This window comes from Rhizobium sp. SJZ105 (assembly GCF_007828365.1).
Lineage (GTDB): Bacteria > Pseudomonadota > Alphaproteobacteria > Rhizobiales > Rhizobiaceae > Agrobacterium > Agrobacterium tumefaciens.
The window spans coordinates 1,249,900-1,273,921 of record NZ_VIUP01000001.1; the positions used below are offsets into that span (position 1 = coordinate 1,249,900).

Annotated in this window: 23 protein-coding genes; 7 read left to right on the forward strand and 16 right to left on the reverse strand. The window is 59.9% G+C overall.

Annotation, left to right across the window (positions count from 1 at the left end):
- Positions 1–118: 118 nt before the first annotated feature.
- From purD to FB593_RS06295, 3 genes are all read left to right on the forward strand, one after another.
- Positions 119–1,390, forward strand: coding sequence for a phosphoribosylamine--glycine ligase (gene purD, locus FB593_RS06285; RefSeq protein ID WP_065661341.1), 1,272 nt, complete (start codon positions 119–121; stop codon positions 1,388–1,390).
- A gap of 157 nt (positions 1,391–1,547) precedes the next feature.
- Complete coding sequence (locus tag FB593_RS06290; RefSeq protein ID WP_013635527.1) at positions 1,548–2,060, forward strand: plant virulence effector HPE1-like domain-containing protein; 513 nt, start codon at positions 1,548–1,550, stop codon at positions 2,058–2,060.
- A gap of 327 nt (positions 2,061–2,387) precedes the next feature.
- The gene (locus FB593_RS06295; RefSeq protein ID WP_111782792.1) at positions 2,388–4,211 is read left to right on the forward strand and encodes a methyl-accepting chemotaxis protein; all 1,824 of its coding nucleotides are present in this window, start codon (positions 2,388–2,390) and stop codon (positions 4,209–4,211) included.
- Positions 4,212–4,270: 59 nt separating this feature from the next.
- On the opposite strand, the gene FB593_RS06300 is transcribed toward FB593_RS06295, so the two are convergent.
- The 12 genes from FB593_RS06300 to FB593_RS06355 all read right to left on the reverse strand — a co-directional run bounded on the left by FB593_RS06300 (position 4,271) and on the right by FB593_RS06355 (position 15,124).
- On the reverse strand, positions 4,271–4,756 hold the full coding sequence (locus tag FB593_RS06300) for a DUF523 domain-containing protein (protein WP_145166396.1): 486 nt from the start codon (positions 4,754–4,756) through the stop codon (positions 4,271–4,273).
- Positions 4,756–5,070 carry a DNA-binding protein gene (locus FB593_RS06305; protein WP_003515190.1) on the reverse strand — a complete coding sequence of 105 codons (315 nt, stop codon included), beginning with the start codon at positions 5,068–5,070 and terminating at the stop codon, positions 4,756–4,758. Before FB593_RS06305 ends, FB593_RS06300 begins: the two co-directional genes overlap by 1 nt.
- 1 nt (position 5,071) lies before the next feature.
- Positions 5,072–5,416 (reverse strand): type II toxin-antitoxin system RelE/ParE family toxin, encoded by a 345-nt coding sequence (locus FB593_RS06310; RefSeq protein ID WP_003515189.1) that lies wholly within the window; start codon positions 5,414–5,416, stop codon positions 5,072–5,074.
- A 41-nt stretch (positions 5,417–5,457) separates the two neighbouring features.
- On the reverse strand, positions 5,458–7,800 hold the full coding sequence (gene glyS / locus FB593_RS06315) for a glycine--tRNA ligase subunit beta (protein WP_145166397.1): 2,343 nt from the start codon (positions 7,798–7,800) through the stop codon (positions 5,458–5,460).
- A 98-nt stretch (positions 7,801–7,898) separates the two neighbouring features.
- Entirely contained in the window at positions 7,899–9,836 is a 1,938-nt protein-coding gene (locus FB593_RS06320; protein WP_145166398.1) for a DUF2207 domain-containing protein, read from the reverse strand.
- Positions 9,837–9,871: 35 nt separating this feature from the next.
- The gene (locus FB593_RS06325) at positions 9,872–11,137 is read right to left on the reverse strand and encodes a 3-phosphoshikimate 1-carboxyvinyltransferase (RefSeq protein WP_112290850.1); all 1,266 of its coding nucleotides are present in this window, start codon (positions 11,135–11,137) and stop codon (positions 9,872–9,874) included.
- A gap of 84 nt (positions 11,138–11,221) precedes the next feature.
- Positions 11,222–11,773: a LemA family protein gene (locus FB593_RS06330; protein ID WP_025592535.1), complete on the reverse strand. Its 552-nt coding sequence runs from the start codon at positions 11,771–11,773 to the stop codon at positions 11,222–11,224.
- 78 nt (positions 11,774–11,851) lie between these two features.
- Positions 11,852–12,814, reverse strand: a complete 963-nt coding sequence (locus tag FB593_RS06335; RefSeq protein WP_013635520.1) for a glycine--tRNA ligase subunit alpha — start codon at positions 12,812–12,814, stop codon at positions 11,852–11,854.
- Positions 12,815–12,914: 100 nt separating this feature from the next.
- Complete coding sequence (locus tag FB593_RS06340) at positions 12,915–13,109, reverse strand: NfeD family protein (RefSeq protein WP_003515179.1); 195 nt, start codon at positions 13,107–13,109, stop codon at positions 12,915–12,917.
- A 20-nt stretch (positions 13,110–13,129) separates the two neighbouring features.
- The gene (locus tag FB593_RS06345; RefSeq protein ID WP_026330624.1) at positions 13,130–13,999 is read right to left on the reverse strand and encodes a S49 family peptidase; all 870 of its coding nucleotides are present in this window, start codon (positions 13,997–13,999) and stop codon (positions 13,130–13,132) included.
- An 87-nt stretch (positions 14,000–14,086) separates the two neighbouring features.
- On the reverse strand, positions 14,087–14,887 hold the full coding sequence (locus tag FB593_RS06350) for a tRNA1(Val) (adenine(37)-N6)-methyltransferase (protein WP_019564271.1): 801 nt from the start codon (positions 14,885–14,887) through the stop codon (positions 14,087–14,089).
- A gap of 6 nt (positions 14,888–14,893) precedes the next feature.
- Positions 14,894–15,124, reverse strand: a complete 231-nt coding sequence (locus FB593_RS06355; RefSeq protein WP_003515173.1) for a DUF2007 domain-containing protein — start codon at positions 15,122–15,124, stop codon at positions 14,894–14,896.
- Positions 15,125–15,235: 111 nt separating this feature from the next.
- On the opposite strand from FB593_RS06355, the gene FB593_RS06360 reads away from it, so the two are divergent.
- From FB593_RS06360 to moaB, 4 genes are all read left to right on the forward strand, one after another.
- Positions 15,236–16,252 carry a polyprenyl synthetase family protein gene (locus tag FB593_RS06360; RefSeq protein ID WP_003515172.1) on the forward strand — a complete coding sequence of 339 codons (1,017 nt, stop codon included), beginning with the start codon at positions 15,236–15,238 and terminating at the stop codon, positions 16,250–16,252.
- Between the two features lie 191 nt (positions 16,253–16,443).
- Positions 16,444–18,288 (forward strand): tetratricopeptide repeat protein, encoded by a 1,845-nt coding sequence (locus FB593_RS06365; RefSeq protein ID WP_013635516.1) that lies wholly within the window; start codon positions 16,444–16,446, stop codon positions 18,286–18,288.
- Positions 18,289–18,294: 6 nt separating this feature from the next.
- Positions 18,295–19,179: a 4-(cytidine 5'-diphospho)-2-C-methyl-D-erythritol kinase gene (locus tag FB593_RS06370; RefSeq protein WP_121556401.1), complete on the forward strand. Its 885-nt coding sequence runs from the start codon at positions 18,295–18,297 to the stop codon at positions 19,177–19,179.
- Positions 19,180–19,205: 26 nt separating this feature from the next.
- Complete coding sequence (moaB, locus tag FB593_RS06375) at positions 19,206–19,751, forward strand: molybdenum cofactor biosynthesis protein B (protein ID WP_003515169.1); 546 nt, start codon at positions 19,206–19,208, stop codon at positions 19,749–19,751.
- A gap of 44 nt (positions 19,752–19,795) precedes the next feature.
- On the opposite strand, the gene FB593_RS06380 is transcribed toward moaB, so the two are convergent.
- The 4 genes from FB593_RS06380 to guaB form a co-directional block, all read right to left on the reverse strand.
- Entirely contained in the window at positions 19,796–20,674 is an 879-nt protein-coding gene (locus FB593_RS06380) for a dienelactone hydrolase family protein (protein ID WP_019564276.1), read from the reverse strand.
- 110 nt (positions 20,675–20,784) lie between these two features.
- On the reverse strand, positions 20,785–21,813 hold the full coding sequence (gene adhP / locus FB593_RS06385) for an alcohol dehydrogenase AdhP (protein WP_003515167.1): 1,029 nt from the start codon (positions 21,811–21,813) through the stop codon (positions 20,785–20,787).
- A gap of 149 nt (positions 21,814–21,962) precedes the next feature.
- Positions 21,963–22,364, reverse strand: a complete 402-nt coding sequence (locus tag FB593_RS06390) for an MAPEG family protein (protein ID WP_186447903.1) — start codon at positions 22,362–22,364, stop codon at positions 21,963–21,965.
- Positions 22,365–22,478: 114 nt separating this feature from the next.
- Positions 22,479–23,984 (reverse strand): IMP dehydrogenase, encoded by a 1,506-nt coding sequence (gene guaB / locus FB593_RS06395; RefSeq protein ID WP_003515165.1) that lies wholly within the window; start codon positions 23,982–23,984, stop codon positions 22,479–22,481.
- Positions 23,985–24,022: the final 38 nt, after the last annotated feature.

The following is a 24,022-nucleotide window of genomic DNA, read 5'->3' on the forward strand; positions in this document are numbered from 1 at the left end:
GAAAGGCTGAGTTCGAGGGAAAGACGGGCATTTGCGGCGCTTTCTCCTTGACCTTTCGCCCCCCTGCCCTTAACGCCCCTCAAACAAGGTTAAAGGCGAATTTGCAGGGGTGTTGACCATGAAAGTTCTGTTGATCGGTTCCGGCGGACGCGAACATGCGCTGGCGTGGAAAATCGCCCAGTCTCCCCTGCTCGATGAACTTTATGCCGCTCCCGGCAATCCCGGCATAGCCGACCATGCGACACTCGTTTCGCTTGACGTGGAAGACCACGCCGCCGTTATCGCCTTTGCCAGGGAAAAGGCGATCGACTTCGTCGTCGTCGGACCGGAAGCGCCGCTGGTTGCCGGTCTGGCAGATGATCTGCGTGCGGCTGGTATTGCCACCTTCGGGCCTTCGAAAGCAGCCGCTCAGCTTGAGGGTTCCAAGGGGTTCACTAAGGATCTATGCGCCCGTTACGATATTCCAACCGGGGCTTACCAGCGTTTCAAGACCGCCGAACCGGCAAAGCAATATGTCCGTGAACAGGGCGCACCCATCGTCATCAAGGCCGACGGGCTTGCCGCCGGCAAGGGCGTAACGGTTGCCATGAGCGAGGCGGAAGCGCTTGCCGCCATCGACGACTGTTTCGACGGCGCTTTTGGCGCTGCCGGCGCCGAGGTTGTGGTGGAAGCTTTCCTCGACGGTGAGGAAGCCAGTTTCTTCTGCCTTTCCGATGGCAAAACCGCGCTGGCGTTGGCAACAGCCCAGGACCACAAGCGCGTGGGTGATGGCGACACCGGCCCCAACACCGGCGGCATGGGCGCCTATTCCCCCGCCCCGGTGATGACACCAGCCATGGTGGAGCGCACCATGAAAGAAATCATCGAACCGACGATTTCTGGCATGGCGAAAGACGGCAATCCCTTCTCCGGCGTATTTTTCGCCGGTCTGATGATCACCGCCAAAGGCCCCGAGCTGATCGAATACAATGTGCGTTTCGGCGATCCGGAATGTCAGGTGCTGATGATGCGCCTCAAGAGCGACCTGCTGCCGATCCTCTACGCCACTGCTACCGGCACGCTGGACAAGGTAAAAGCGGAATGGCGCGACGATGCGGCGCTGACGGTTGTTCTAGCTTCCAAGGGTTACCCCGGTGCCTACGACAAGAACACGCCCATCGCCCATATTCCCGATGCCAGCGAAGAGGCAAAGGTGTTCCATGCCGGGACGGCGCTGAAGGACGGCAGACTGGTGGCGACGGGCGGACGCGTGCTGAACGTCACCGCCTTTGGCAAGAACGTGACGGAAGCGCAGGCGCGCGCCTATGCGCTGGCGGCCAAGGTGGAATGGGAAAACGGCTTCTGCCGTCGCGATATCGGCTGGCAGGCCGTGGCGCGCGAAAAAGTCTGACCATTCAAGGCATACAGCGGCCCGAGCGCAGATTTCGCTCAATTTTTACCAAGTTTGCTGACCTGATGGAAACGAAAGACCGATAATATCTGCCGAACATTGAAGGGCGCATTCTGTCTCGATCGTGAGGCTGCGCCGTCATTTCGGGGGTTTTTCGATGCGTCGTCTTCTTTTGACAGCGGTTGTCGCGCTGACCGGCGGGTCTGCGATGGCGTCTTCCATCGAATATGTAAACGGCACCCACACCAGCAATGGCAGCTTCGTTCGTCTCGACTGCGCCCGCTGCCAGCCCGTGAAGGACAACCCTGCCCCCGAGGGCTTTGCCATCCCCTCCATCGAGCCGGGCACGCAGCACACGGAAATGCGTGAAATCGAGGGTAAGCGCACGCTGGTGCGCACCGAGGCCTGGCTTGGCGGCGCGCCCGTCACCTTCGTCAGCACCAATCCCGCTTGGATGCCGCAGGAAACCCCCGGCACCGCAATTGCCACCTATGATGAGGGTGAAGCTGGCACTCCCCCCCAGGAAACGGCAGCCACGCCAGCAGGCATAGACATGACCGCGACCACGGCAGCGACGAAGACAATTTCGGCGGCCAATGCCACGGCACCGTCAAGCGCATCAGCAATGGCGGCACCCGATTTCCAGGATTTCAAATTGCGCGGCAATTGACCGACAGTGTCGGCGGCGTCTTTGATGACAAAAGTCAAATAATCGCGTCATCGCTGCATTTTTCGAAGTGCACGGCAACCATCCGGTGAATAATAAATTATGCATCCATTATTCTGCCAAGCACGCTCATAAAGCTTTTGCTAATTAAATATTTATTCAAATTTTTTGCCGCTAAGTGACCTCATAGTGCGATGCAGCACGACATGAGGGCTTGGAGCGGACTTTCGCTTTCAGGCTGATCACAGCGCATCAGGCGCCTTCCCATTTTCGAAACTTCGGCAGCGCGCGGCTTTTTCCGGCTCGCGACGCAAAAGCTTGTGAGCGCCCATGAAGAATCTTTCCATTTCCCGTCAGCTGATCGTGCTCGTGGTGGCCCTTATGGCCGCCTTCGCAGCAGCAACATTTTACCAGCTGAAATCCGCCACCGACGCGATCTATGAAGAACGCTACGGCATGCTGCGGACACAGGTGCAATCCGCCATTTCCATCCTGCAATCCTTCCACGACAAGGAAAAGGCCGGGACGCTTTCACACGAAGACGCCATGAAGCAGGCCTTCGCCACCGTCAGCGCCATGCGGTTCACCCCGGATGGCTATCTGTTCGGTTACGACTACGACGTGACGATGAAATTCCATCCCGACGCGAAGCGTGTCGGCGAGAACTACAAGGGCAAGCCGGACAGCAAGGGCTTCCAGTATCGTGACGAGCTCGTACGGCTTGGCCGCAACGGCGGCGGCCAGACGGATTTCTACGGTCCGAAGCCCGGCATGGAAGGCAATGACTACGCCAAAAGCTCCTACGCCCTTGCTTTTGAGCCCTGGCAGGTGGTGGTCGTGACCGGCGTTTACATCGATGATCTGAATGCCCAGGTTCGTGGCGAGGTGATGAGGGCGCTGTCCATCGGTGCCGCCATCTTCGTGCTGGCACTTGCCGCCGCCTTCTACGTTATCCGGGGGATCTCGAAGCCGCTCGGCGACATTCACAGGGCGCTGGGTGAAGTCGCCAATGAGAACGTCTCGCTCACCATACCCCATACCGGGCTGACCAACGAGGTGGGCATGATGGCGAAGGCCACGGCCTCGCTTCAGGACAAGGTGCGGGAGCGCCACGCCATGCAGCGCCGGGAGGAAGAACAGCAGCAGCAGCTCAACGCCGAGCGCCAGAACAACCTCGACATGCAGCGCGACGAGGCCGCATTGCAGGCACGTGTCGTCACCACCATTGGCGAGGCGCTGGAAAAACTCGCCGGCGGTGATCTGACCGTGCGTTGCGCCGATCTCGGCAACCGTTACGCCGCGCTGCGCGACAACTTCAACGAGGCATTGACCCATCTCGACGCCGCCATGGCCAAGGTGAATTCCAAGAGCATCGATATCGGCGGCTCGAAGGAAGAAATCCGCAAGGCCTCCAACGAGCTTTCGCAGCGCACCGAACGGCAGGCGGCAAATCTCGAGGAAACCTCTGCCGCGCTCGACGAGTTGACGGTTGCGGTACGCCAGACGGCTGAAGGTGCAGCCGACGCCGCCAAACGCGTCACGACAGTCAGTTCCGAAGCGATGCGCAGCGACCGGGTGGTGGAAGAAGCGATTGCGGCGATGAGCGGCATCGAACAATCTTCCGATCAGATTTCGAACATCATCGGCGTGATCGACGACATCGCTTTCCAGACCAATCTTCTGGCACTGAATGCGGGCGTGGAAGCGGCGCGTGCCGGGGAAGCGGGCAAGGGCTTTGCCGTGGTGGCACAGGAAGTGCGCGAACTGGCGCAGAAATCCGCCGCCGCCGCCAAGGAGATCAAGGACCAGATCGCCCGCTCTTCCAACCAGGTGGAAAACGGCGTGCGTCTTGTCGGCGAAGCCGGTGACGCGCTGAAACGCATCTCGGACCAGATCAAATCCGCCAACGAGATCGTCGGCAAGATCGCCCATTCGGCGGCCGAACAGGACACGACGCTGCGCTCTATCTCCACATCGCTCAACCAGCTCGACGTCGCCACCCAGCACAATGCGGCGATGGCGGAAGAGACCACGGCTTCGGCGGAAGCGCTGGCCGTCGATACCGAAGAGCTACTGAACCTCATCCGCGGCTTCCGCGTCTCCTCCGGCAACCAACTCCACGGCATGGCAGAGCAGATGCGCATGGCGGGGTGACAGACGCTGAGGTGATGGATAAACGAAAACGCCGGAGGAAACTCCGGCGTTTTTTTGTTTCAACGTGTCAGAGTATCCAGCCGGTCGATATCGGCAGGCGAAAAGACCGCAATTCCCGCTCTTTCAAGCAGTGCCGCCGTCACGCCATTGCCCGCATGTTTGATGCCGGAGAACGAGCCGTCATAGATCGCGACCGATCCGCAGGACGGGCTGCCGTCGATCAACAGCGCGTGCGTGCAGCCATTGGCTTTAGCAAGGGCCAACGCCTTTTCCGCACCGGCAATAAATTCCGCCGTGACATCGCCACCGGTTACTTCCAGCACCCGGGCGCGGCCTTCCAGCACATCGAGACCGGAAGCTCCCTTCTCGATCTCTGCCGGCGGGCGCGGCACGGACATGCCGCCCGCCATTTCCGGACAGATCGCCACCAGCCTGCCTTCATCCCGCCAGCGGTCTATCGCCGGGTGGACGAGAGTTTTGCCCTTGCCGTCATATCTGACCGGCTGGCCGAGAAGGCAGGCGCTGATTAGGATTTTGGTGATCATCAGGCCGCTGCGACAGCGAGATGTATACCCGAGTTCTTCTGAAGCGCTTGAATGACACTAAACAGATTATCGGCCCGGGGATTTCCCTTCGGGCCGAACATGCGCATCAGGCTTTTCGCAGGCACATCCACGTGTTTGGATAAAGTCTCGAAACCGATCGTGGCGTTGATGAAATCTCGCAATACCGACTTGCCGGTTTCGACATCTCCCTCCAGCAACAGTTCCACAGCATCCGACAAGAGAGCCGCCCGGAAGGCTGGGTCTTTTTCCGCCCTCGCCTTGACTGTCTGTTTGAATTCCCGCGTTAGCGCCATGTCAATCACCCATCCCGGCACCCTTGTGGGCGCCCTTTCTGGATTTATAATCCTGCCAAAAGGCCTTGGCCGCTTCGATATCGTTCTGCTGCCGTGCCTTGGTTCCACCAATCAGCAATATCACCAGCTCATCACCGTCACGCCCGAAATAGACACGATATCCGGGGCCATAATCGATCCGGTATTCGAGAACACCGGAGCCAACGGATTTTACGTTGGAGAGATTGCCCTGCCCCATCCGGGTCACGGCCATCGTTACCTTCGACGCTGCACGCGCGTCGATCTTCACGAACCATCGCTCAAATGGGCTCGATCCGTTAGGGTCCAGATATTCAACGACCTTCATGGAGAAATAGTAACATAAACATTACCATTGGCAACCCTGCCTCACCCCGTAATCTTCGAGAAATCCGCAACCGTTCCGGTGGCTTCACGAATGGCCTTCAACAGCGCCAGACGGTTTGCGCGGATGGCCGCGTCCTCGTCGTTGACGAGCACATCCTCGAAAAACTTGTCGACGGGCGCGCGAAGCGTCGAAAGCGCCTGCATGGCGGAGCGGAAATCTTCCGTCTCGACGGCCTTTGCGGCATCGGCGGAAGCGGTCTTGATCGCCGCGTAAAGCGCCTTTTCGGCGTCGAGCTTCAACAATTCTTCTGAAACGCTGTTCGCAACCACGGTGCCCTTCTTTTCCTCTGCGGCCAGAAGCTGGGTGGCGCGCTTTGCACCGGCCAGCAGGTTCCGGCCATCTTCGCCGGTGATGAAGGCGGTCAGCGCCTCGACACGGCGGGCGATCATCAGCAGGTCGTCGGATTCCGGTGTCACAACGGCGTCGATCAGATCGTAACGGGCACCGAGGTCGCGGAGGTAGACCTTGAGGCGGTCGTGGAAGAAGGAGAGGAGGTCATTAAGTGTTTTCAACGCCAAAGGTCCAATCTTATTGATTACCTCCGACTTGTTAGCCTCACTTCCAAGTTTAGATATCAAAGATGAAGTAGCACCATCAGAAACCAATCCCTTTGCTTCCAATTCAAAAACTTGATCAAGATTCTGCGGATATTGGCGTAAGGAGTTATTGACGAAAATTTCAGCAAGCTGAATCAACAAGGGCATCCGAAGCGGCAGACGCACATTCCGTTCCAGCAGAATGCGAACCACGCCCAGCGCCGCACGGCGCAGTGCGAAGGGATCCTTCGAACCGGTAGGCTTTTCATCGATGGCCCAGAAGCCGACGAGCGTGTCGAGTTTGTCGGCGAGAGCAACCGTGATCGCCACCTTGTCGGCTGGCAGGCGGTCGGAGGGACCCTGCGGCTTGTAGTGATCCTCGATCGCCGCGGCGACACTTTCGTTTTCGCCCTGCAAGGTTGCGTATTTTCGGCCCATCAGGCCCTGAAGCTCGGGGAATTCGCCGACGGCTTCGGTGCGCAGGTCGGCTTTCGCCAGCACCACGGCGCGGTCCACCAGAGCAGCATCGGCACCGACGACGGGGGCCAGAGCCTTGGCCAGTTCGCGAATGCGGGCCACACGCTGCCCTTGAGTGCCGAGCTTGGCATGGAAGGTAACGTTCAGCGCATCGAGCTTGGCCATGCGCTGGTCGAGCGGCTTCTTGAGATCGAGGCCAAATTTCGCAGCCGAATCCTTCAACGTCTCCAGATCGGGCAGATCGCCCTGGTCACGGTTCCAGAAATGGCGGGCATCCGACAGGCGGGCGCGGACGACCTTGCCGTTGCCATGGATGATTTCCTTGCCGCCGTCGCTTGCCTCGATGTTCGAGATGAGGATGAAGCGGTTGGAGAGACCCTCTTCCGCACCCTGATTGCGGGTGACAAAACACTTCTGGTTGGTCTTGATGGTCAGCCGGATGATTTCCGCCGGGATTTGCAGGTAATCCTCCTCGAAAGTGCCCATCAGCACCTGCGGCCATTCAACGAGGCCGGAGACTTCTTCCAGCAGGCCTTCGTCTTCCACCAGCTCAAGGCCGTTGGCAAATGCCAGATCCTTGGCATCGTGCAGGATGATATCCTTGCGGCGGTCGGCATCGAGAATGACCTTCGCCTTTTCAAGGCTGGAGACATAATCCTCGAAACGGCGCACGGTGATCGGACCCGGCGCATGGAAACGGTGGCCATAGGTGACGTTGCCAGCGACGATGCCGTCGATGACAAAGGGAATGACCTGGGTTTCGTCATGTTCGGGGCCGAACAGGCAGACGATGGATTGCAGCGGGCGCACCCAGCGCAGGCTCTCCGAGCCCTTGCCTTCAATGCCGGCATAGCTAGAGCCCTTCGGCATGGAGGCCGGGCCGGAGCGCATGGATTTCGGCCAGGGGAAGGAGCGGATGATGCCGGGCATCACCTCGGCGATGATCTCTTCCGCCGCGCGGCCGGGCTTGTTGATGATGGCGATGTAGAAATCGCCTTTCTTCGGATCGGAAACGACCTGAGCCTCGGAGACATCATTAAGGCCAGCGCCGCGCAGAAAGCCCTCAATCGCCTTTTCGTTGGCATCGGTGCGCGGACCCTTCTTTTCCTCACGCACATCGGCGGAGCGGGCATTGAGGCCGCGAATATCCAGCGTCAGGCGGCGCGGCGTCCAATATTCGCGCGCACCCTCATAGGTCAGCCCTCTCTCCACCAAGGCGTCAGTGACGAGTTTCTTCAGATCGCCCGCCGCCTTGCGCTGCATGCGTGCGGGGATTTCCTCGGAGCGAAGTTCAAGCAGAAGATCGGGCATGGGATAAGGACTTTAATCTGTTGCAAAAGAGTGTCGCGGACTTAGCAAGACCAGCGGCAAAAGTCATCAGCTATCGGTTAAATTACCGCCGGTGGACGTTACCAGCCGCCACCACCACCACCGCCGCCGCCCGAACCGGAAGAACCACCGCCACCGCCACCTGAAAAGCTGGAGGAAGATGAGCTGACAGGTTGGGGAATGGTGGAAGCGATTGTATTCGCCATGGAAGTGGAGAACCCACCAATCCGGTCTCCGAAGCTGCCGTAATTGCTGCCCAAATACCAGCCGGGCGCATAACTTGCCGCGGCGGCACCGGCAGCAGCCGTGGCAAGCCAGGTCTCGAAGGTGCGGCTCCAGGGTTTTTCCACGCCGAGCGCGACCGCATAGGGCAGCAATGTCTCAAAATGCTGCGGCGACATGGCGGGGGCATCCGCCATATTCATCCGGTCCTTTTCCGCCAGCGTCAGATAGGTTCTGAGGCCCTCGATGCCGTCCATCAGCTTGCGGCCGAGCGGCGTCGGCGCACCCATCAGGAACAGGAACAGCGCGTTGGTAAGCACGATGCCGCCGATGGCGGCCAGCGCCAGCGACTTGGTGTCATGCGTCACATCCAGCAGGATCTGCGTGGCAATGCCGCCAATGACCGAGAAAGCCACAAAACCGGCAAAGGCCAGCATGACGATGCCGCCGATGCGCTTGCTCAACGACGCGCCACGCGAGAACTGTCGGCCGATGCCGATCGACAGGATGCTGAAGAAGAAGGCGAAAAAGCCGAAGACCAGCACGGCGGCAATGGCGCTTTCATCGAGATCACCGAACACCAGCGTCGCGACGATGACGGCGACACTGAAGAAGATGCCGAAAACGATGTAACCGGCATTGCTGCGGTAATATTTGCCGCGGTGCTCTTTCTCTATCGCCGCGCGAAACTGCTTGCCGACCTTTTCGACTTCCGTTCCATGCGCCTTGTCGATGGTGAGCGTCTCGCCCGGACCACCGATGGAGGACAACAGCGTCTTCTGCCCGCTCGGCAACTCCGCCCCAGCCTGCTTTTGCGTGCGGCGGATGACGATGGAGTTCTTCAGATCCTCCAGAACGACATAACCCTTGACCGCCAGATCAAGTGCCGAGGCGGACAGCGCTGTCCAGCCTGCGCCGGAAAAACCCCTGTTATCAACGTAATTGACCAGAGCCGGCGAAAGCCCCTCCGGTGCATCCCAGCGCGGCACGACTACACCCTTGGCCGGATCACGGCCGACCGAGAACCATGCTCGCAGATAATAGAGCAGCACTGCGAAAAGCCCGCCGCCCGAAAGCAGGATGGCAAGATTGTCACGTAGCCACCAACCTGCCTCCTGGGAGGAGTCGGGGGCCGCAATGGCGCCCTTCGGTAACTTCACGGCAACTGTCATGCCCTCGCCCACTGAAAACGGGCGGGTAGAGGCAAAAAACACCTCGTTGCCTTCGCTCAAAATGCGCGCATCCTTGCCTTTGGCACCGAGTGGACCGGTGAAAACGGCAGTATCGGTGGCCTTCACGCCCTGTGGCAAAGTGATGGTGGCGGAAATCTCACCCATCGGAAACTGCCAGCCATTGCCGGTGACATTCCAGGTGAGTTCGTCATAGTCGCTGAAATAACGGATCTGCCGGGCGGTGGTGTAGGTGATCTGGAAGATATGCTCGCCGGTCGGAAGAAAACGATCGGCGCTGCCGGTATAAATGCGGATGCCGCCATCGATATTCTCGGTGCGCCAGTTCTCCGGCGCGCCATCGCGCTCCACGGAAACGACGTTAAAATCCACCTTGGTGCGTCGGTTATTCGCATCCAGCGCATAAAGCGGGAAATCGCGGAAGATGCCGCGCTTGATGTTCTGACCTTCAGCACGGGCGGTGATGGTTTCCGTCACCGTCAGTTCGCCACTCTTCGCAACCTCGACGACGGAATGATAGGAGCGGATGAATTCTTCCGCAAAGGCCGGGCATGCCGCGCCCAGGAAGACAAGCAGCGCGAGAAGTCTTGCGGCGATGGTCTTCACGGGGCGGTCTCCTCCAGCCGGTTTCAGTGCTGCGGCTAGGCAGCACTTTCCTTTTCGGTATAGTCTACGCCGAGCGAGGCGAGCGCCTTCCAGTAGCCCGGATAGGTCTTGCCAACGCAGGCAGGGTTCTGGATGGCGATGCCGCCGATCTTCAGCGCCGCCAGCGCAAAGCTCATGGCGATGCGGTGATCGGCAAAAGTATCGATGGAGGCATCGACCGTCTGACCCGCGAGCGCCGGATCGGCATGCACGATCAGGTCGTCGCCTTCCTCATGCGCCAGACCGTTACGGATTTCGTTGAGGCCGAGCGAGACGGCGCGGATACGGTCACATTCCTTGACGCGCAGATTGGCGATGCCGACGAAACGTACCGGCGTTTCGTTGAACGCGGCGAGAACGGCGATGGTCGGAATGGCGTCCTGCATCTGCGAACCGTCGATTTCAGCGGGCAGATGCGGAAACTGCGCCATGACCTCATAGGCCTTGGCATCCGGCTGGGTGAACTTGTCGGCGGGCGTGCCGATGTCGATCGCACCGGCGGTAAGAAGCTCCGCGCCCCAGAGATAGGTGGCGGCGGATGCATCCGGTTCGATGTGGAAATCGGTCGCGGTGTAGCCGGTCGGATGCACGCGCCAGATGGCGTTGCTGACCCGCTCCACCTTTGCGCCGAAGGCTTCCATGGCTGATGTTGTGAGATCGATATAACCCTTCGCGCCGATTTCCTCGCCCTTGAGGATGATATCGACAGGCTTGTCGCCGCAGGCGGCCGCCATCAGAAGTGCCGACACATACTGGCTGGAGAGGTTGGCATCGATGGTGACGCTGCCCTTCGGGAAACCCATGCCCTTGCCCCGCACGGTAACTGGCGGGCAGCCGGTCGGCGCATCCGCTTCGACGCCGAGGGCGCGCAGCGCTTCCACCAGCGGCATGATCGGGCGTTTGCGCATGTGCTCGTCGCCATCGATGATGACGGCGCCATCCACCAGTGCTGCAGCCGAAGTCAGGAACCGCGTGGCTGTGCCGGCATTGCCGAGAAAAAGCGGCTTTTCCGGCTGTTGAAGCACGCCTGTACCCTCCACCACGAAGGTCGTGGCGTCAGGTTCTGTCACCTTAACGCCCATGGCGCGCAGGGCTTCGGCCATATAGAGCGTATCATCGCTCTTCAACGCGCCGGTTAGGCGGCTTTTTCCCTTGGCGAGGCCAGCCAGCAGAAGCGCGCGGTTGGTGATGGATTTGGAGCCGGGCGGCTCTACCTTGCCGGAAAGCGGGTGGCCGGGCGGGGTGATGGTCAGTTCGATCATGATCTTCGTCTTGTCAAAGAATGCGGCAGAGAGCCGGGATATAGGAATGTCGGCGGGAGGATTTGGACCCGGGGAACGGTGGCCTTAGAATTTCACGGTCGGCACGGCGCGGTCTGCCGGGTTGTCGATCTCGAAATAAGGTGCCTTGGCAAAACCGAACTGGCCGGCGATCAGATTGGATGGGAAGCTTTCCACCCTGACGTTCAGATCGCGCGCGGCGCCATTGTAATAACGGCGCGACATCTGCAGTTCGCCCTCGATTGTTTCCAGCGAGCGCTGCAATTCCAGAAAGTTCGTGTTGGCTTTCAGATCAGGATAGGCTTCAGCGAGCGCAAAGAGCTTACCGAGCGCCTGCGACAGCATGCCTTCCGCCTGGGCGCGGCCTTCGACATCGCCAGCGGGCACGGCCTGGGCCCGGTTGCGCATGGCAATCACCTCCTCGAAGGTGCTTTTTTCATGCGCCGCGTAGCCCTTCACGGTCTCGATGAGATTGGGAATGAGATCGGCGCGGCGTTTCAACTGCACGTCGATGCCCGACCACGCCTCTTCCTTCATCTGCCTCGCCTTGACGAGCCCGTTATAGATGAAGACGACATAGAGCGCGATTGCCGCGATGATTGCCAGCGTGATGAACATTCCCGACCCCTCCTCAAGAGGCGCGAGCGCCGCAACGGCACCCGCACGTTAGACTGTTGCCCCGCCTTACATAAAGGTTCAGGCGGCCCTGTTCCAGTTCAACCCGCCCGCATCCGTGAGCAGGAAGGCTTCGCCGCAGGCTTTTGCCAGCGTGCGCACGCGCAGGATATAACTCTGGCGTTCCGTCACCGAGATCACGCCGCGCGCATCCAGCAGGTTAAAGACATGGCTTGCCTTGATGCACTGGTCATAGGCCGGGAACACGCATTTATGCAGGCGCTGATTATCATCATCACCCGGCGCGCCCGCGGCGAGAAGCGCCAGGCATTCCTTTTCCGCGTCGATGAAATGGCGATGCAGCATGCCGGTGTCGGCAAATTCGAAATTATGGCGGGAGTATTCCTGCTCGGCCTGCAGGAAGACGTCACCATAGGAGATTTTCTCTTCACCCTCGCGGCCGTTGAAGTTGAGGTCGTAGACATTGTCGACGCCCTGAACATACATGGCCAGACGCTCCAGACCGTAGGTCAGTTCGCCAGCGACCGGCGAGCATTCGATGCCGCATACCTGCTGGAAGTAGGTGAATTGCGACACTTCCATACCGTCGCACCAGCACTCCCAGCCGAGACCCCAGGCGCCGAGCGTCGGGCTTTCCCAGTCGTCTTCGACGAAGCGCACATCATGCAGCAGCGGATCGAGACCGATCGCCTTCAGAGAACCGAGATACAGTTCCTGAAGGTTGGAAGGGTTGGGCTTCAGAATGACCTGATACTGGTAATAATGCTGCAAACGGTTGGGGTTTTCACCGTAGCGACCATCAGAAGGCCGGCGCGAGGGCTGCACATAGGCAGCCTTCCACGGCTTCGGGCCCAGCGCACGCAGCGTCGTTGCCGGATGAAACGTACCCGCGCCCACTTCCATATCATAGGGCTGCAATACCGCGCAGCCCTTGTCGGCCCAGTAATTGTGCAGCGTCAGGATCAGCGCCTGAAAGGAACGCTTGGGGTTCATATGGTCTGGAATATCGGTCATTGCAGTCATCGCGGCGTTGTGAGGATAAGTAAGCACTGACTTACTTCGGATGCGGACTGGTGCCACGGCATGGCGAAGGGGTCAAGGATTTATGCGTGGAGACACCGGCTTACGTCTCATCCTCACGCTTCACGCGGTATTCGCCGGTTTCGGGATCCTTGATCAGCGTGCCGATGGCGCCGGTTTCGCGTTCCTTTTCGCGCTGCTTCGATTTTGCCGAAAGCTTTTCCGCATCGCGAACGAAGCGGCGGTAGAGGATGACGGATCCCACCACCAGAAGAACAATTGTAATAAGCTGCGCCATAAGGCCCTATTCCTGCGACATCATAGACCGAAACGCGACCACAATGCCTTTTCTTCGGCAACTTCCGCAAGTCCCGAGACGGCGCCTGCCGCAAGCCTTTCGGCATTGAGGCCGAGTGCCGCATTCACGCCCGGCACTTTTTTGCCGAACAGCGAGCGCCCACCGGTGACGAGCTGAAGCTTCACCTTCGTCCCGTAGCGGCGACGAAGAACCTCCCTCATGTCGCCCAAGCCGTCGATCAGGCCGAGATCAAGGCCACGCATACCGGTCCAGAACAGGCCGGAGAAGATCGTCTCATCGCCCTTCAATTTTGCACCGCGGCGCATCTTGACCATATCGATGAAAACATTGTGGATTTCGACCTGAAGCGACTTCAGATATTCGATGTCGCCCTCTTTTTCCGGCTGGAAGGGATCGAGGATGACCTTGTTCTCGCCGGCCGTATAGACGCGGCGCTCCACCCCGATCTTCTTCAACATTTCCGGGAAACCGAAACCACCGGAAACGACGCCGATCGATCCGACGATGGAGGTGGGGTCGGCGATGATCTCGTCGCCGGCAAGCGCGATCATGTAGCCACCGGAGGCCGCCACATCCTCAACGAAGATCAGGACCTTCTTGTCCTTTTCCTCGGCAAGCTGGCGGATGCGATTATAGATCATTCGCGCCTGCACCGGCGAGCCACCGGGAGAATTCACGGAAATGGCGACAGCTGGCGCGTCCTTGATGGCAAAGGCCTTTTCCAGCAGCGGTGCATAGGAGGCAAGATTGAGAGCGGGGCGGAACTGGTTGCCGCCAGCCATGATGGCGCCATGCATGCGCACAACCGGGATGACGAGTTCTTTTTTGCGAAAGCGTTTCGGCACCAGATACTTCAGAAAACCCACAATTCACTCCTCGCAGCATTTGCCTGTTCGTCACGGATGTATGTATTGCCCTGCAAAACACAATGGTTTGCGGCCGGAGGAACGGCGAATTTATAGGCCAGGCCCGATTGCCTTTACATTACGGCGATAGGCGGTGCGGCCATTATTCAGATCATCCACGATGGGCGTGAAAGCATGGCTACCGGTCTCGTGCATGACGAGCGGCGCCCGGAACGACAGCCGCGCCCGTGACCCCTTGATCGCTGTTACGAGCATGCGCACCGCGTCCTCACCGGGGCGTGGGTGGATGAGTGTGATCTCGATGCCGCCGAAACGGCTGCCACAGGCGGCAATGATCTCCGCCACCGATTGCGGCCGTGCAATAAGGGAAAGCTGCCCGCCTGGAACCGTGATCGCACCTGCGGTCCTGATCCAGTCCTCGAACAGGCCCTCCGTCATGGCGTGGGCCTCAGCCTTCAGCGCATCGGGCGTGCGGCGGTCGCCTGCATCATTATAGGGCGGGTTCATGATGACGTGGTGAAAATGCCCGTCCGGCAGTCCGGCCTCGACGCGCGCCTTGCCACGCAGTGTCACGTCGGCCTCACGCACGCTGACACGGGCGGAAAAAGCGGCATTTTCTGGCAATGCCAGGCTGCGGCGGGCAAATTCCACCATTTCCGGCGAACGTTCGAACAGGGTCACTTCGGCCTTTTCAAGCCGCGTGGCGACAGCGAAACCTGCCGCGCCCGCGCCCGCGCCGAGATCGGCTATGCGGCAGGCGCGCTCGTCCGCCACCATCGAGGCAAGAAGCATGGCGTCCATGCCGGCGCGGTGTCCCCTGCCCTTGGGCTGGAGAATGTGAAAACGGCCCCGGTGAAACGCATCCAAAGTTTCCGAAATCTCGCCGCCCACGTTCGTTTACGCCTCTTCGTTGCGCAATTCGTCGCCCAGACCGGCATCCACGAGAATGCGGCGGGCCTCACCGGCGCGGTCTTCCTCCACCAGGAACCGGCGGGGCAAAAGACCGAGCGAACCTTCCAGAATGCTCATTGCCTGATCGGCGACAAGGCAATGGATGCCGGCGTCCTTCATCAGGCTTTCGGCGAAGGATAACAGCACGGCATCGTTGGTACGGATCAGTTCACGCATGGATAAGCCCCAAATTCCCATTTTTTTGAATGGCTAGCGGCAATTCGCCCCTTGCCGCGACAGGCGCCAGTTTTTATTGTCGAACTCAAATTCGAACAGGAGTCCTGTCCCTTGGGCGTCGTCATACCGCTTGAAGAAAGCAAAAACAAACTCGCATCCGTCAAGCCGCTTGTCGACCTGACCCGTGCCGACATGGAACGGGTGAATCAGCTTATCCTTTCCAGAGCCGGTTCCGATGTCCAGATGATACCTGAGGTGGCCAACCATCTGATCTCGTCCGGAGGCAAACGCCTGCGGCCGATGCTGACGCTGGCCTCTGCCTCGATGTTCGGTTACGAGGGCGACCACCATATCAAGCTCGCCACCAGCGTGGAATTCATGCACACGGCGACGCTGCTGCATGACGACGTGGTGGATGAAAGCGATCTGCGCCGTGGCAAGTCCACCGCCCGCACCATCTGGGGCAACCAGGCAAGCGTTCTCGTCGGCGACTTCCTGCTCGGCCAGGCCTTCCGCATGATGGTGGACGTCGGCTCGCTGGATGCGCTCGACGTGCTGTCCACCGCCGCTTCCGTCATCGCCGAGGGCGAAGTGCTGCAGCTTTCGGTCGCCAAGAACATGGAAACGACCGAGGACGATTATCTGCAGGTGATTCGCGCCAAGACGGCTGCCCTTTTTGCAGCGGCCGCGGAAGTTGGCCCCATCGTCGCCAAAACCGACAAGGCAAGCCGCAGTGCACTGAAATCCTACGGCATGAATCTCGGCCTTGCCTTCCAGCTCGTTGACGACGTGCTGGATTACGGCGGCAAATCCGCCGATCTCGGCAAGAATACGGGTGACGATTTCCGTGAGGGCAAGATAACCCTGCCGGTCATCCTGTCCTATCGCCGCGGCACGCAGGATGAGCGCGCCTTCTGGCGCAACGCCATCGAAAACGGTGAAAGCAGCGACGAGAACCTCGAAAAGGCGCTCGGTCTCATCACCAAATACAACGGTCTTGGCGATACGATCGGCCGCGCCACGCATTACGGCACCATTGCCCGCGATGCGCTTGCACCGCTGCCGGAAAGCCCGTGGAAAAACGCGCTTCTGGAAGTCATCGACTTCTGCATCGAGCGTCTCAACTGACGCTGGAGGCCTCAGGCAAACGGCGGATGGACAAGACCGTCCGCCGCTGTTTCGGACTGGGTGTCCCGCAAGGGGAGATTGTGGCGCGGGCCATAATTTCTTGCGGGGTTGCTTCAAAAAAGCCATTCTATCGTGACCAAACAATGGAAACTGATTTTTCCGTGCTTCTGCACAAAGGCAAAGGTTCCCTCATGCGGCGTAAACCAGCACTTCGTCTTCTCTGCAGCGCGGCTCTTGCCGCCGCTCTCGCACTTGGCGCGGGTGCAAGCCCCGGCTTTGCGGAGACGAAAACGGAAGCCAAGGCCGTTACTTTCGATCCTGCCAAGGTAAATACCTTCTCCGGCGCATTCCTTGCCGCGCGCAATGCCGATGTCGATCAGGATTACCCCACCGCGATTTCGCTCTACAAGAAGGCGCTGGAATTCGATCCGGCCAATTCGGAAATCCGCCAGCGCCTGATGATCGCCGAACTGTTGAGCGGCAATTTCGAGGCTGGCGCCAAGATTGCCGATTCGATGAAGGACGATACCTCCGTCGAACGCGTGACGACCATCGTGCGCGGCCTCGACGCCATCAAGGACAAGGAATTCGTCAAAGCCGAGAAAATCCTGAAATATACCGGCCCGAACGATCTCGACCGCATGGTCAACACGCTTCTGACGGCATGGGCGCGCGCCGGTTCAGGCAAGCCCAAGGAAGCGCTGGCCCTCGTCAACAACATGAAGGGTCCGGGCTGGATTTCGATTTTCCAGAAATACAATGCCGCGGCGATCGCCCTTGTCTCCGGCAACACAGATGCTGCCCGCAAGAGCCTCAATGAGGCCGTGACGGATCGTGAAGGCGGGGCAACCGCTTCCGACACCTATATGCGCGCGGTGATGGCGCTTGCACGGCTGGAGGCTTCAGCCGGCAACAAGCAGAAGGCGCTGGACGCAATTGCGGTCGGCGACACTTTTGCGCCGAACTATGCGCCGCTCAAAGCGCTTCGCCAATCCATCGAGAAGGGCGAGAAGCCGCCGCAGCAGATCACCAATGCCGTTGAAGGCGCGGCTTCCGTGATGTTTTCCATCGCGGGTGCGCTGAACCGCGAAGGTGCCGAAGAGATCGTCACGCTTTACCTTCAGACGTCGCGGGCGCTCGATCCGCAAAGCGCCGATACGCTGATCCTTCTCGGCGGACTTGCCGAGGCGATGAAACAGCCCGACCGCGCCATCGCCTTCTACCGCGACGTGCCGAAGGATTCGCCGATGCACCGCATCTCCGAGCTGCAGCTCGGGCTGACGCTGGCGCAGACGGGCAAGGTGGAGGAAGCGCGCAACCACCTGCAATCCCTGCTGCAATCCGATCCGAAGGATATCCGTTCTTACCTCGCCTATGGCAGCGTGCTTTCCGACGCCAAGGACTACAAGGCCATGGCCGAAAACTACGACAAGGCTGTCGAGGTGATCGGTGCCGTGCCGCAGAAGTCGGACTGGACCGTGTTCTTCCAGCGCGCCATCGCCCATGAGCGCCTGAAGGAATGGGACAAGGCCGAGCCGGACTTCAAGCGTGCGCTCGAACTCAACCCGGAACAGCCGCAGGTGCTGAACTATCTCGGCTATTCCTGGGTGGACAAGGGTATCAACCTCGACGAAGCGATGAAGATGATCAGCCGCGCGGTCGAGCTTCGGCCGAATGACGGCTATATCGTCGATTCGCTTGGCTGGGCGCATTTCCGGCTGGGCGCGTTTGACCAGGCTGTCACCGAACTGGAGCGGGCAATCGAGCTCAAGGCCGGCGATCAGACCATCAACGATCATCTGGGCGATGCCTACTGGCGTGTCGGTCGCAAGATCGAGGCCGTGTATCAGTGGAACCGCGCGCTGATTGGCGACAATGACGATCTGGACAAGGCCAAGGTGAAGGAAAAGATTGCCAACGGCCTGCCGCCGCTGGAAAAGGACGCCGAAAACACCGCCAAGAAGGAGGCCGCGCCGCAGCCGCCGGCTCCGCCAGCACCGGCCCCTGTTGCCCCTGCCCCGGACAAGAAATCCTGACGCGACATGCGCGCGGATGACATTACCGGGGCTGTCGAAACAACCGAGGCGGCCCCGGCCAAGATCAATCTGGCACTGCATGTAACCGGTCAGCGGGCAGATGGTTATCATCTGCTCGAGACGCTGGTGACCTTCACCGAAGCAGGCGACGCGATCCATGTTCGCGATGCCGATGCCGACACTTTCTCCATCTCCGGCCCGTTTGGCGATCTGCTGCGCGCAGGCGATGGCGGCAACAATCTCGTCGTCCGTGCCAGAGACCTTTTGCGTGATGCGCTTGTGGCGGCAGGTCAATCGGCACGCCCGGTTGCCATCCATCTCGAAAAGAACCTGCCGGTCGCCTCCGGCATTGGCGGCGGCTCAGCGGATGCGGCAGCGACACTGCGGGCGCTGTTGCGGCACTGGAATGCCGGGATTGTTTCTGAAAATCTCGCACCCATCGCGCTTGCGCTTGGCGCTGACGTGCCGATGTGCCTTGAAAGCCGCCCACTCATCGCACGAGGTATCGGCGAGGATATCGAGCCGGTCTCCGATCTGCCGGAATTCTTTCTGGTGCTGGCCAACCCTCTGAAAGCGGTCTCGACGCCGGAGATTTTTCGGCGACTGCTCGACAAGGCCAACCCGCCCCTGCCGGAGCGCAAAGAAGGCGGCTGGATGGATTTTCTGGCGCAAAGCCGCAACGATCTGGAAGTCCCCGCCAAGGCGCTCCTGCCGGATATCGGCGCAATCGCCGGTATGCTGTTGCAGGAAGGTGCTTCCCTTGTGCGCATGTCCGGTTCGGGTGCCACCTGTTTTGGACTATTTCATTCCTTCGAGGCCGCCCGAAAAGCAGAAACATCGCTTCGAAACAAGCGCCCCGGCTGGTATTTTCAGGCGACGCGGACCCTCTGAAGACAACACAATTCGAGGATAAGGCCATGGCAGGCGAAAGACCCTTCATTCCCCTCGGCATCGCGGTTCTGACCGTTTCGGACAGCCGCACGCTTGAGAATGACAAGTCCGGCGACACGCTAGTCGCACGCATAGAGGAAGCCGGACACAAGGTCGCCGCCCGCACCATCGTGGCAGACGACAAGGCTGCTATTTTCAACACCGTGCGCGACTGGACGCTCAACGGGAGCGTAGATGTGGTCATCACCACCGGCGGCACCGGCTTTACAGGCCGCGACGTGACACCCGAGGCGCTGGAACCCCTGTTCGAAAAGCGCATGGACGGCTTTTCCGCCATCTTCCATCGCATTTCCTATGAAAAGATCGGCACCGCCACCATCCAGTCACGGGCGACCGGCGGCGTGGCAAACGCCACCTTCATCTTCGTGCTGCCCGGCTCTCCCGGCGCCTGCAAGGATGCCTGGGACGGTATTCTCAAAGCCCAGCTCGATTACCGCCACCTGCCCTGCAATTTCGTTGAGATCATGCCCCGGCTTGATGAGCATTTGAAACGCGGGGCTGGCGGCGTCTAGAGCGGGATTTCAGGGGTTGTCCGTCACAGCGGACCAAAACCCCATCACGCCAGATATTTTTTGAAGAACTCCGTCGTCCGGCCCCAGGCGAGATCGGCCGCGGCCTTGTCGTATCGCGCCGAGGATGTATCGTTGTTGAAGGCGTGGTTGACGCCGTCGTAAACGAAGATTTCGAAGGTCTTGCCGTTTTCCTCCAGCGCCTTTTTATACGCGTCGATACCGGCATTGATGCGCTCATCCAGACCGGCATACTGTAACAGCAGGGGCGCCTTGATAGCAGGCACATCGGCCGCCGGCGGTTGCTGGCCGTAATAGGCGACACCGGCATTCAGGCCTGCCGATTTGGTGGCGAACCGGTTGACCAGCCCGCCGCCCCAGCAGAAACCGACCGCACCAACCTTGCCGTTCGCACCCTGCCTTGCAGCGAGCCACACCCGACCGGCTTCGGCATTGGCGACTGTTGCCTCCATATCGAGGCCACTGAACATCTCCCGTGCCTTATCTTCATCCGAAGGCGTGCCGCCCTGCGGCGACAGGAAATCAACCGCAAGCGCCCTGAACCCCGCAAGCGCCACGCGTCTTGCCACATCGCGGATATGGTCGTTCAGGCCCCGGTTTTCATGGATGACGATAACCGAGCCAATGGGGCCGGAAACCGATTTCGGCGTGACGAGATAGCCCTTCATCTCGCCACCGGGGGCGGGATAGGTCACCTCTTCCGCAACGATACCCGCATCATCAGGCGCGACGATTGCCGCACGGGCGCTGTTGGCCGAAAGAAGCGGCGCGATTGCGGCAGCAGCTGCGCCGGACCCGGCAAGCAGGCTGAGCTTTTCCATGAATTTGCGGCGATCGAGACTGAGATGGGTATATTCATCGTAAGCGTCGATCATGGCCTGCGTAATCTTCGGCTTGTCGTCCATCGCTCTCTTCTCCCTGAACGCGCAGATGCACAGGGAGGATAGCGCAGATTGCTACTCGGTGAACAAGCGGCGGCACACTTTTGCGTGAGCGCCGCCGCTGGTCATCTGTCTCAGGCGGCAAGGTCCACGACGATACGGCCGTCGATCTTGCCCTCTTCCATGCGACGGAAGATGTCGTTGATGTTTTCGAGTTTGTCCCAGGAGAAGTGAGCGGCTACCTTGCCTTCACCAGCGAAGGAAAGCGCCTCCTCCAGATCCTGCCGCGTGCCGACGATGGAGCCACGCACCGTGATGCGCTTCAGCACCGTTTCGAAAACCGGAATGGAGATGAAGCCCGGCGGCAGGCCAACAAGTGCCATCGTGCCCTTGGAGCGCAGGAAACCGTAGGCCTGCTCCATGGCTTTGGGCGAAACCGCCGTCACGAGCGCGCCGTGGACGCCGCCGGTCGCCTTCTGCACCTGTTCCACCGCATCCGGCGCCCGACCGTTGACGGTGAAATCCGCGCCCAGCTTTTTCGCAAGCTCCAGCTTGTCGTCATAAATATCGGCGGCAACGACATGCATGCCCATGGCCTTGGCATATTGCACGGCCATATGACCAAGCCCGCCAATGCCCGAAATGACCACCCATTCGCCGGGCCTCACTTCGGTTTCCTTGAGACCCTTGTAGACGGTGACACCGGCGCAGAGCACGGGTGCAGCGGGGCCGAATTCCAGATTGTCGGGAAGTCGGCCAACGAATTTCGGATCGGCAAGCCCGTATTCCGCAAAGCTGCCATTGACGGAATAACCCGAATTCTTCTGACTTGGGCAAAGAGTTTCCCAGCCGGTACGGCACGGAATGCAGCATCCGCAGGCGGTGTAAAGCCACGGCGTGCCGGCGCGGTCGCCTTCCTTGATGCCGGTCACGCCAGCGCCGATCTTGGCGACGTAGCCGACGCCTTCATGGCCGGGGATGAATGGTGGATTGGGTTTGACCGGCCAGTCGCCCGTTGCGGCGTGCAGGTCCGTGTGGCAAATGCCGGTCGCCTTGTAATTGATGAGAATTTCACCCGGGCCGGGATCCGGTATCGCCACTTCCTCGATGGTCAGCGGTTTGCCAAATGCGCGGACAACCGCGGCCTTCATTGTTTTAGCCATGACATACTCCCTAATCTCTGCTCGCCTGAAATTCTCGACGGCGAGGCAGAGACTACCGGGGATGGGGCGTCACGGAATTGACCCATCGCAAATCGCAGCATTTTAGAGGCGCGATTGTCTCACTTATGAAGCAACCTTACGGTGCCATCTCACTCCAGCGCCAACCAGATGGCGAGCCAGCCCCAGAGGCAGACGAGAAGCGCGAAACCAATCGCGAACAACGGCGCACGATAACGCAGACGGTTGCTGGTGACGTGAACGAAGGAGTGCGCATAACGGGAAATCACGAACAGCCAGGCCAGAACGACGGTAACGATATTGTCCGCGTCGGTAATATAAAGCAGCAGGCAGACGGGGTGGAAGAGAACCGGAAGCTCGAACTGGTTGGCAATGTTTCGGTTGACCAGATAGCTTTCGCGCCCTTCCTGTCCCGTATCGCGATATCTGAGCGCGGTGTCGCGGTCCGTCAGCGTGTATTTTCTGCGGCGGTAAAGCAGTAGAGCGTAAAGAACGAACACGAGAAATGCATGGGCTATCATCGGCCAGAACATTGCGGTCGTTGGTGACATGCTTTCTCCTCCAATCACAATAACGCTCCCCGATCCGGCATGAATCGGGGAGCGCCAAATACTGAGACTATGTTGTTGCGGATTCGGTTCGAAAGATCAAACCGCGCCGGGGTAGTTCGGGCTTTCGCGGGTGATCGTCACGTCATGGGCGTGGCTTTCGCGCAAGCCCGCGCTGGAAATGCGCACGAAGGTGGCGCGCTCCTGGAATTCCTTGATCGTGCCGCCGCCGACATAACCCATGGCAGCCTTCAGGCCACCGGCCAGCTGGTGCAGGACGCCGGAGACCGGACCCTTATAGGGAACCTGACCTTCGATACCTTCCGGAACGAGCTTCAGCGTGTCGCGCACTTCCGCCTGGAAATAACGGTCGGCGGAGCCGCGCGCCATGGCGCCAACGGAACCCATGCCGCGATAGGCCTTGAAGGAACGGCCCTGATAGAGGAACACTTCGCCCGGGCTTTCATCCGTGCCGGCCAAAAGCGAGCCGATCATGACGGCGGAGGCGCCGGCGGCAATAGCCTTCGCCAGATCGCCCGAGAACTTGATGCCGCCATCGGCGATGACAGGAATATCTGCGGCATTGGCCACTTCGACCGAGGCCATGATCGCAGCAAGCTGCGGAACGCCAACGCCGGCGACGATACGGGTGGTGCAGATGGAACCGGGGCCGATACCGACCTTGACGCCATCGGCGCCGGCATCGATCAGTGCCTTGGTGCCGTCAGCGGTCGCAACATTGCCGGCGATGATGCGAACGGAGTTCGACATCTTCTTGACCACCGAAACGGCATCGAGCACGCGCTGCGAATGGCCATGCGCGGTATCGACGACCAGAAGGTCAACACCGGCATCGATGAGGCGTTCTGCGCGCTCGATGGCATCCGCACCGACGCTGATTGCGGCAGCGGCGCGAAGACGGCCCTGCGCATCCTTGGTGGCGTTGGGGTTGAGCTGCGACTTCTCCATATCCTTGACGGTGATGAGGCCGACGCAATTGCCCTTTCCATCCACCACCAGCAGCTTTTCAATGCGGTGCTTGTGCAACAGACGGCGCGCTTCCTGCTGATCGACGCTGCTTTCCTTGACCGTAACAAGGTTTTCGCGGGTCATCAGTTCATAGATCTTCTGCTGCGGATCGGATGCGAAACGCACGTCGCGGTTTGTCAGAATGCCAACGAGACGGCCATTCTTGTGGCCGCCGGCACCGCCGTTTTCAACCACCGGAATGCCGGAAATGCCGTGCGCCTTCATCAAAGCCTGTGCTTCTGCCAGCGTGGCATCCGGGCCGATGGTGACCGGGTTGACGACCATGCCGCTCTCGAACTTCTTCACCTGCCGGACTTCTTCGGCCTGTTCGATGGGGGTAAGGTTGCGGTGGATGACGCCGATGCCGCCGGCCTGCGCCATGGCGATGGCAAGACGGCCTTCCGTGACCGTGTCCATGGCGGAAGAGAGGATCGGCAGGTTGAGATCGATATCACGGGCAATGCGGGTGGCGATATTCGTCTGTCCCGGCATAACCTCGGAATGTCCGGGTTGCAGCAACACATCGTCAAATGTGAGAGCGTCCAAACCAGTGGGTGTTTGAATGATGCGTGCCATGACCAAATTCCTTCATAATGAAAATGCGTGGCCGTCCC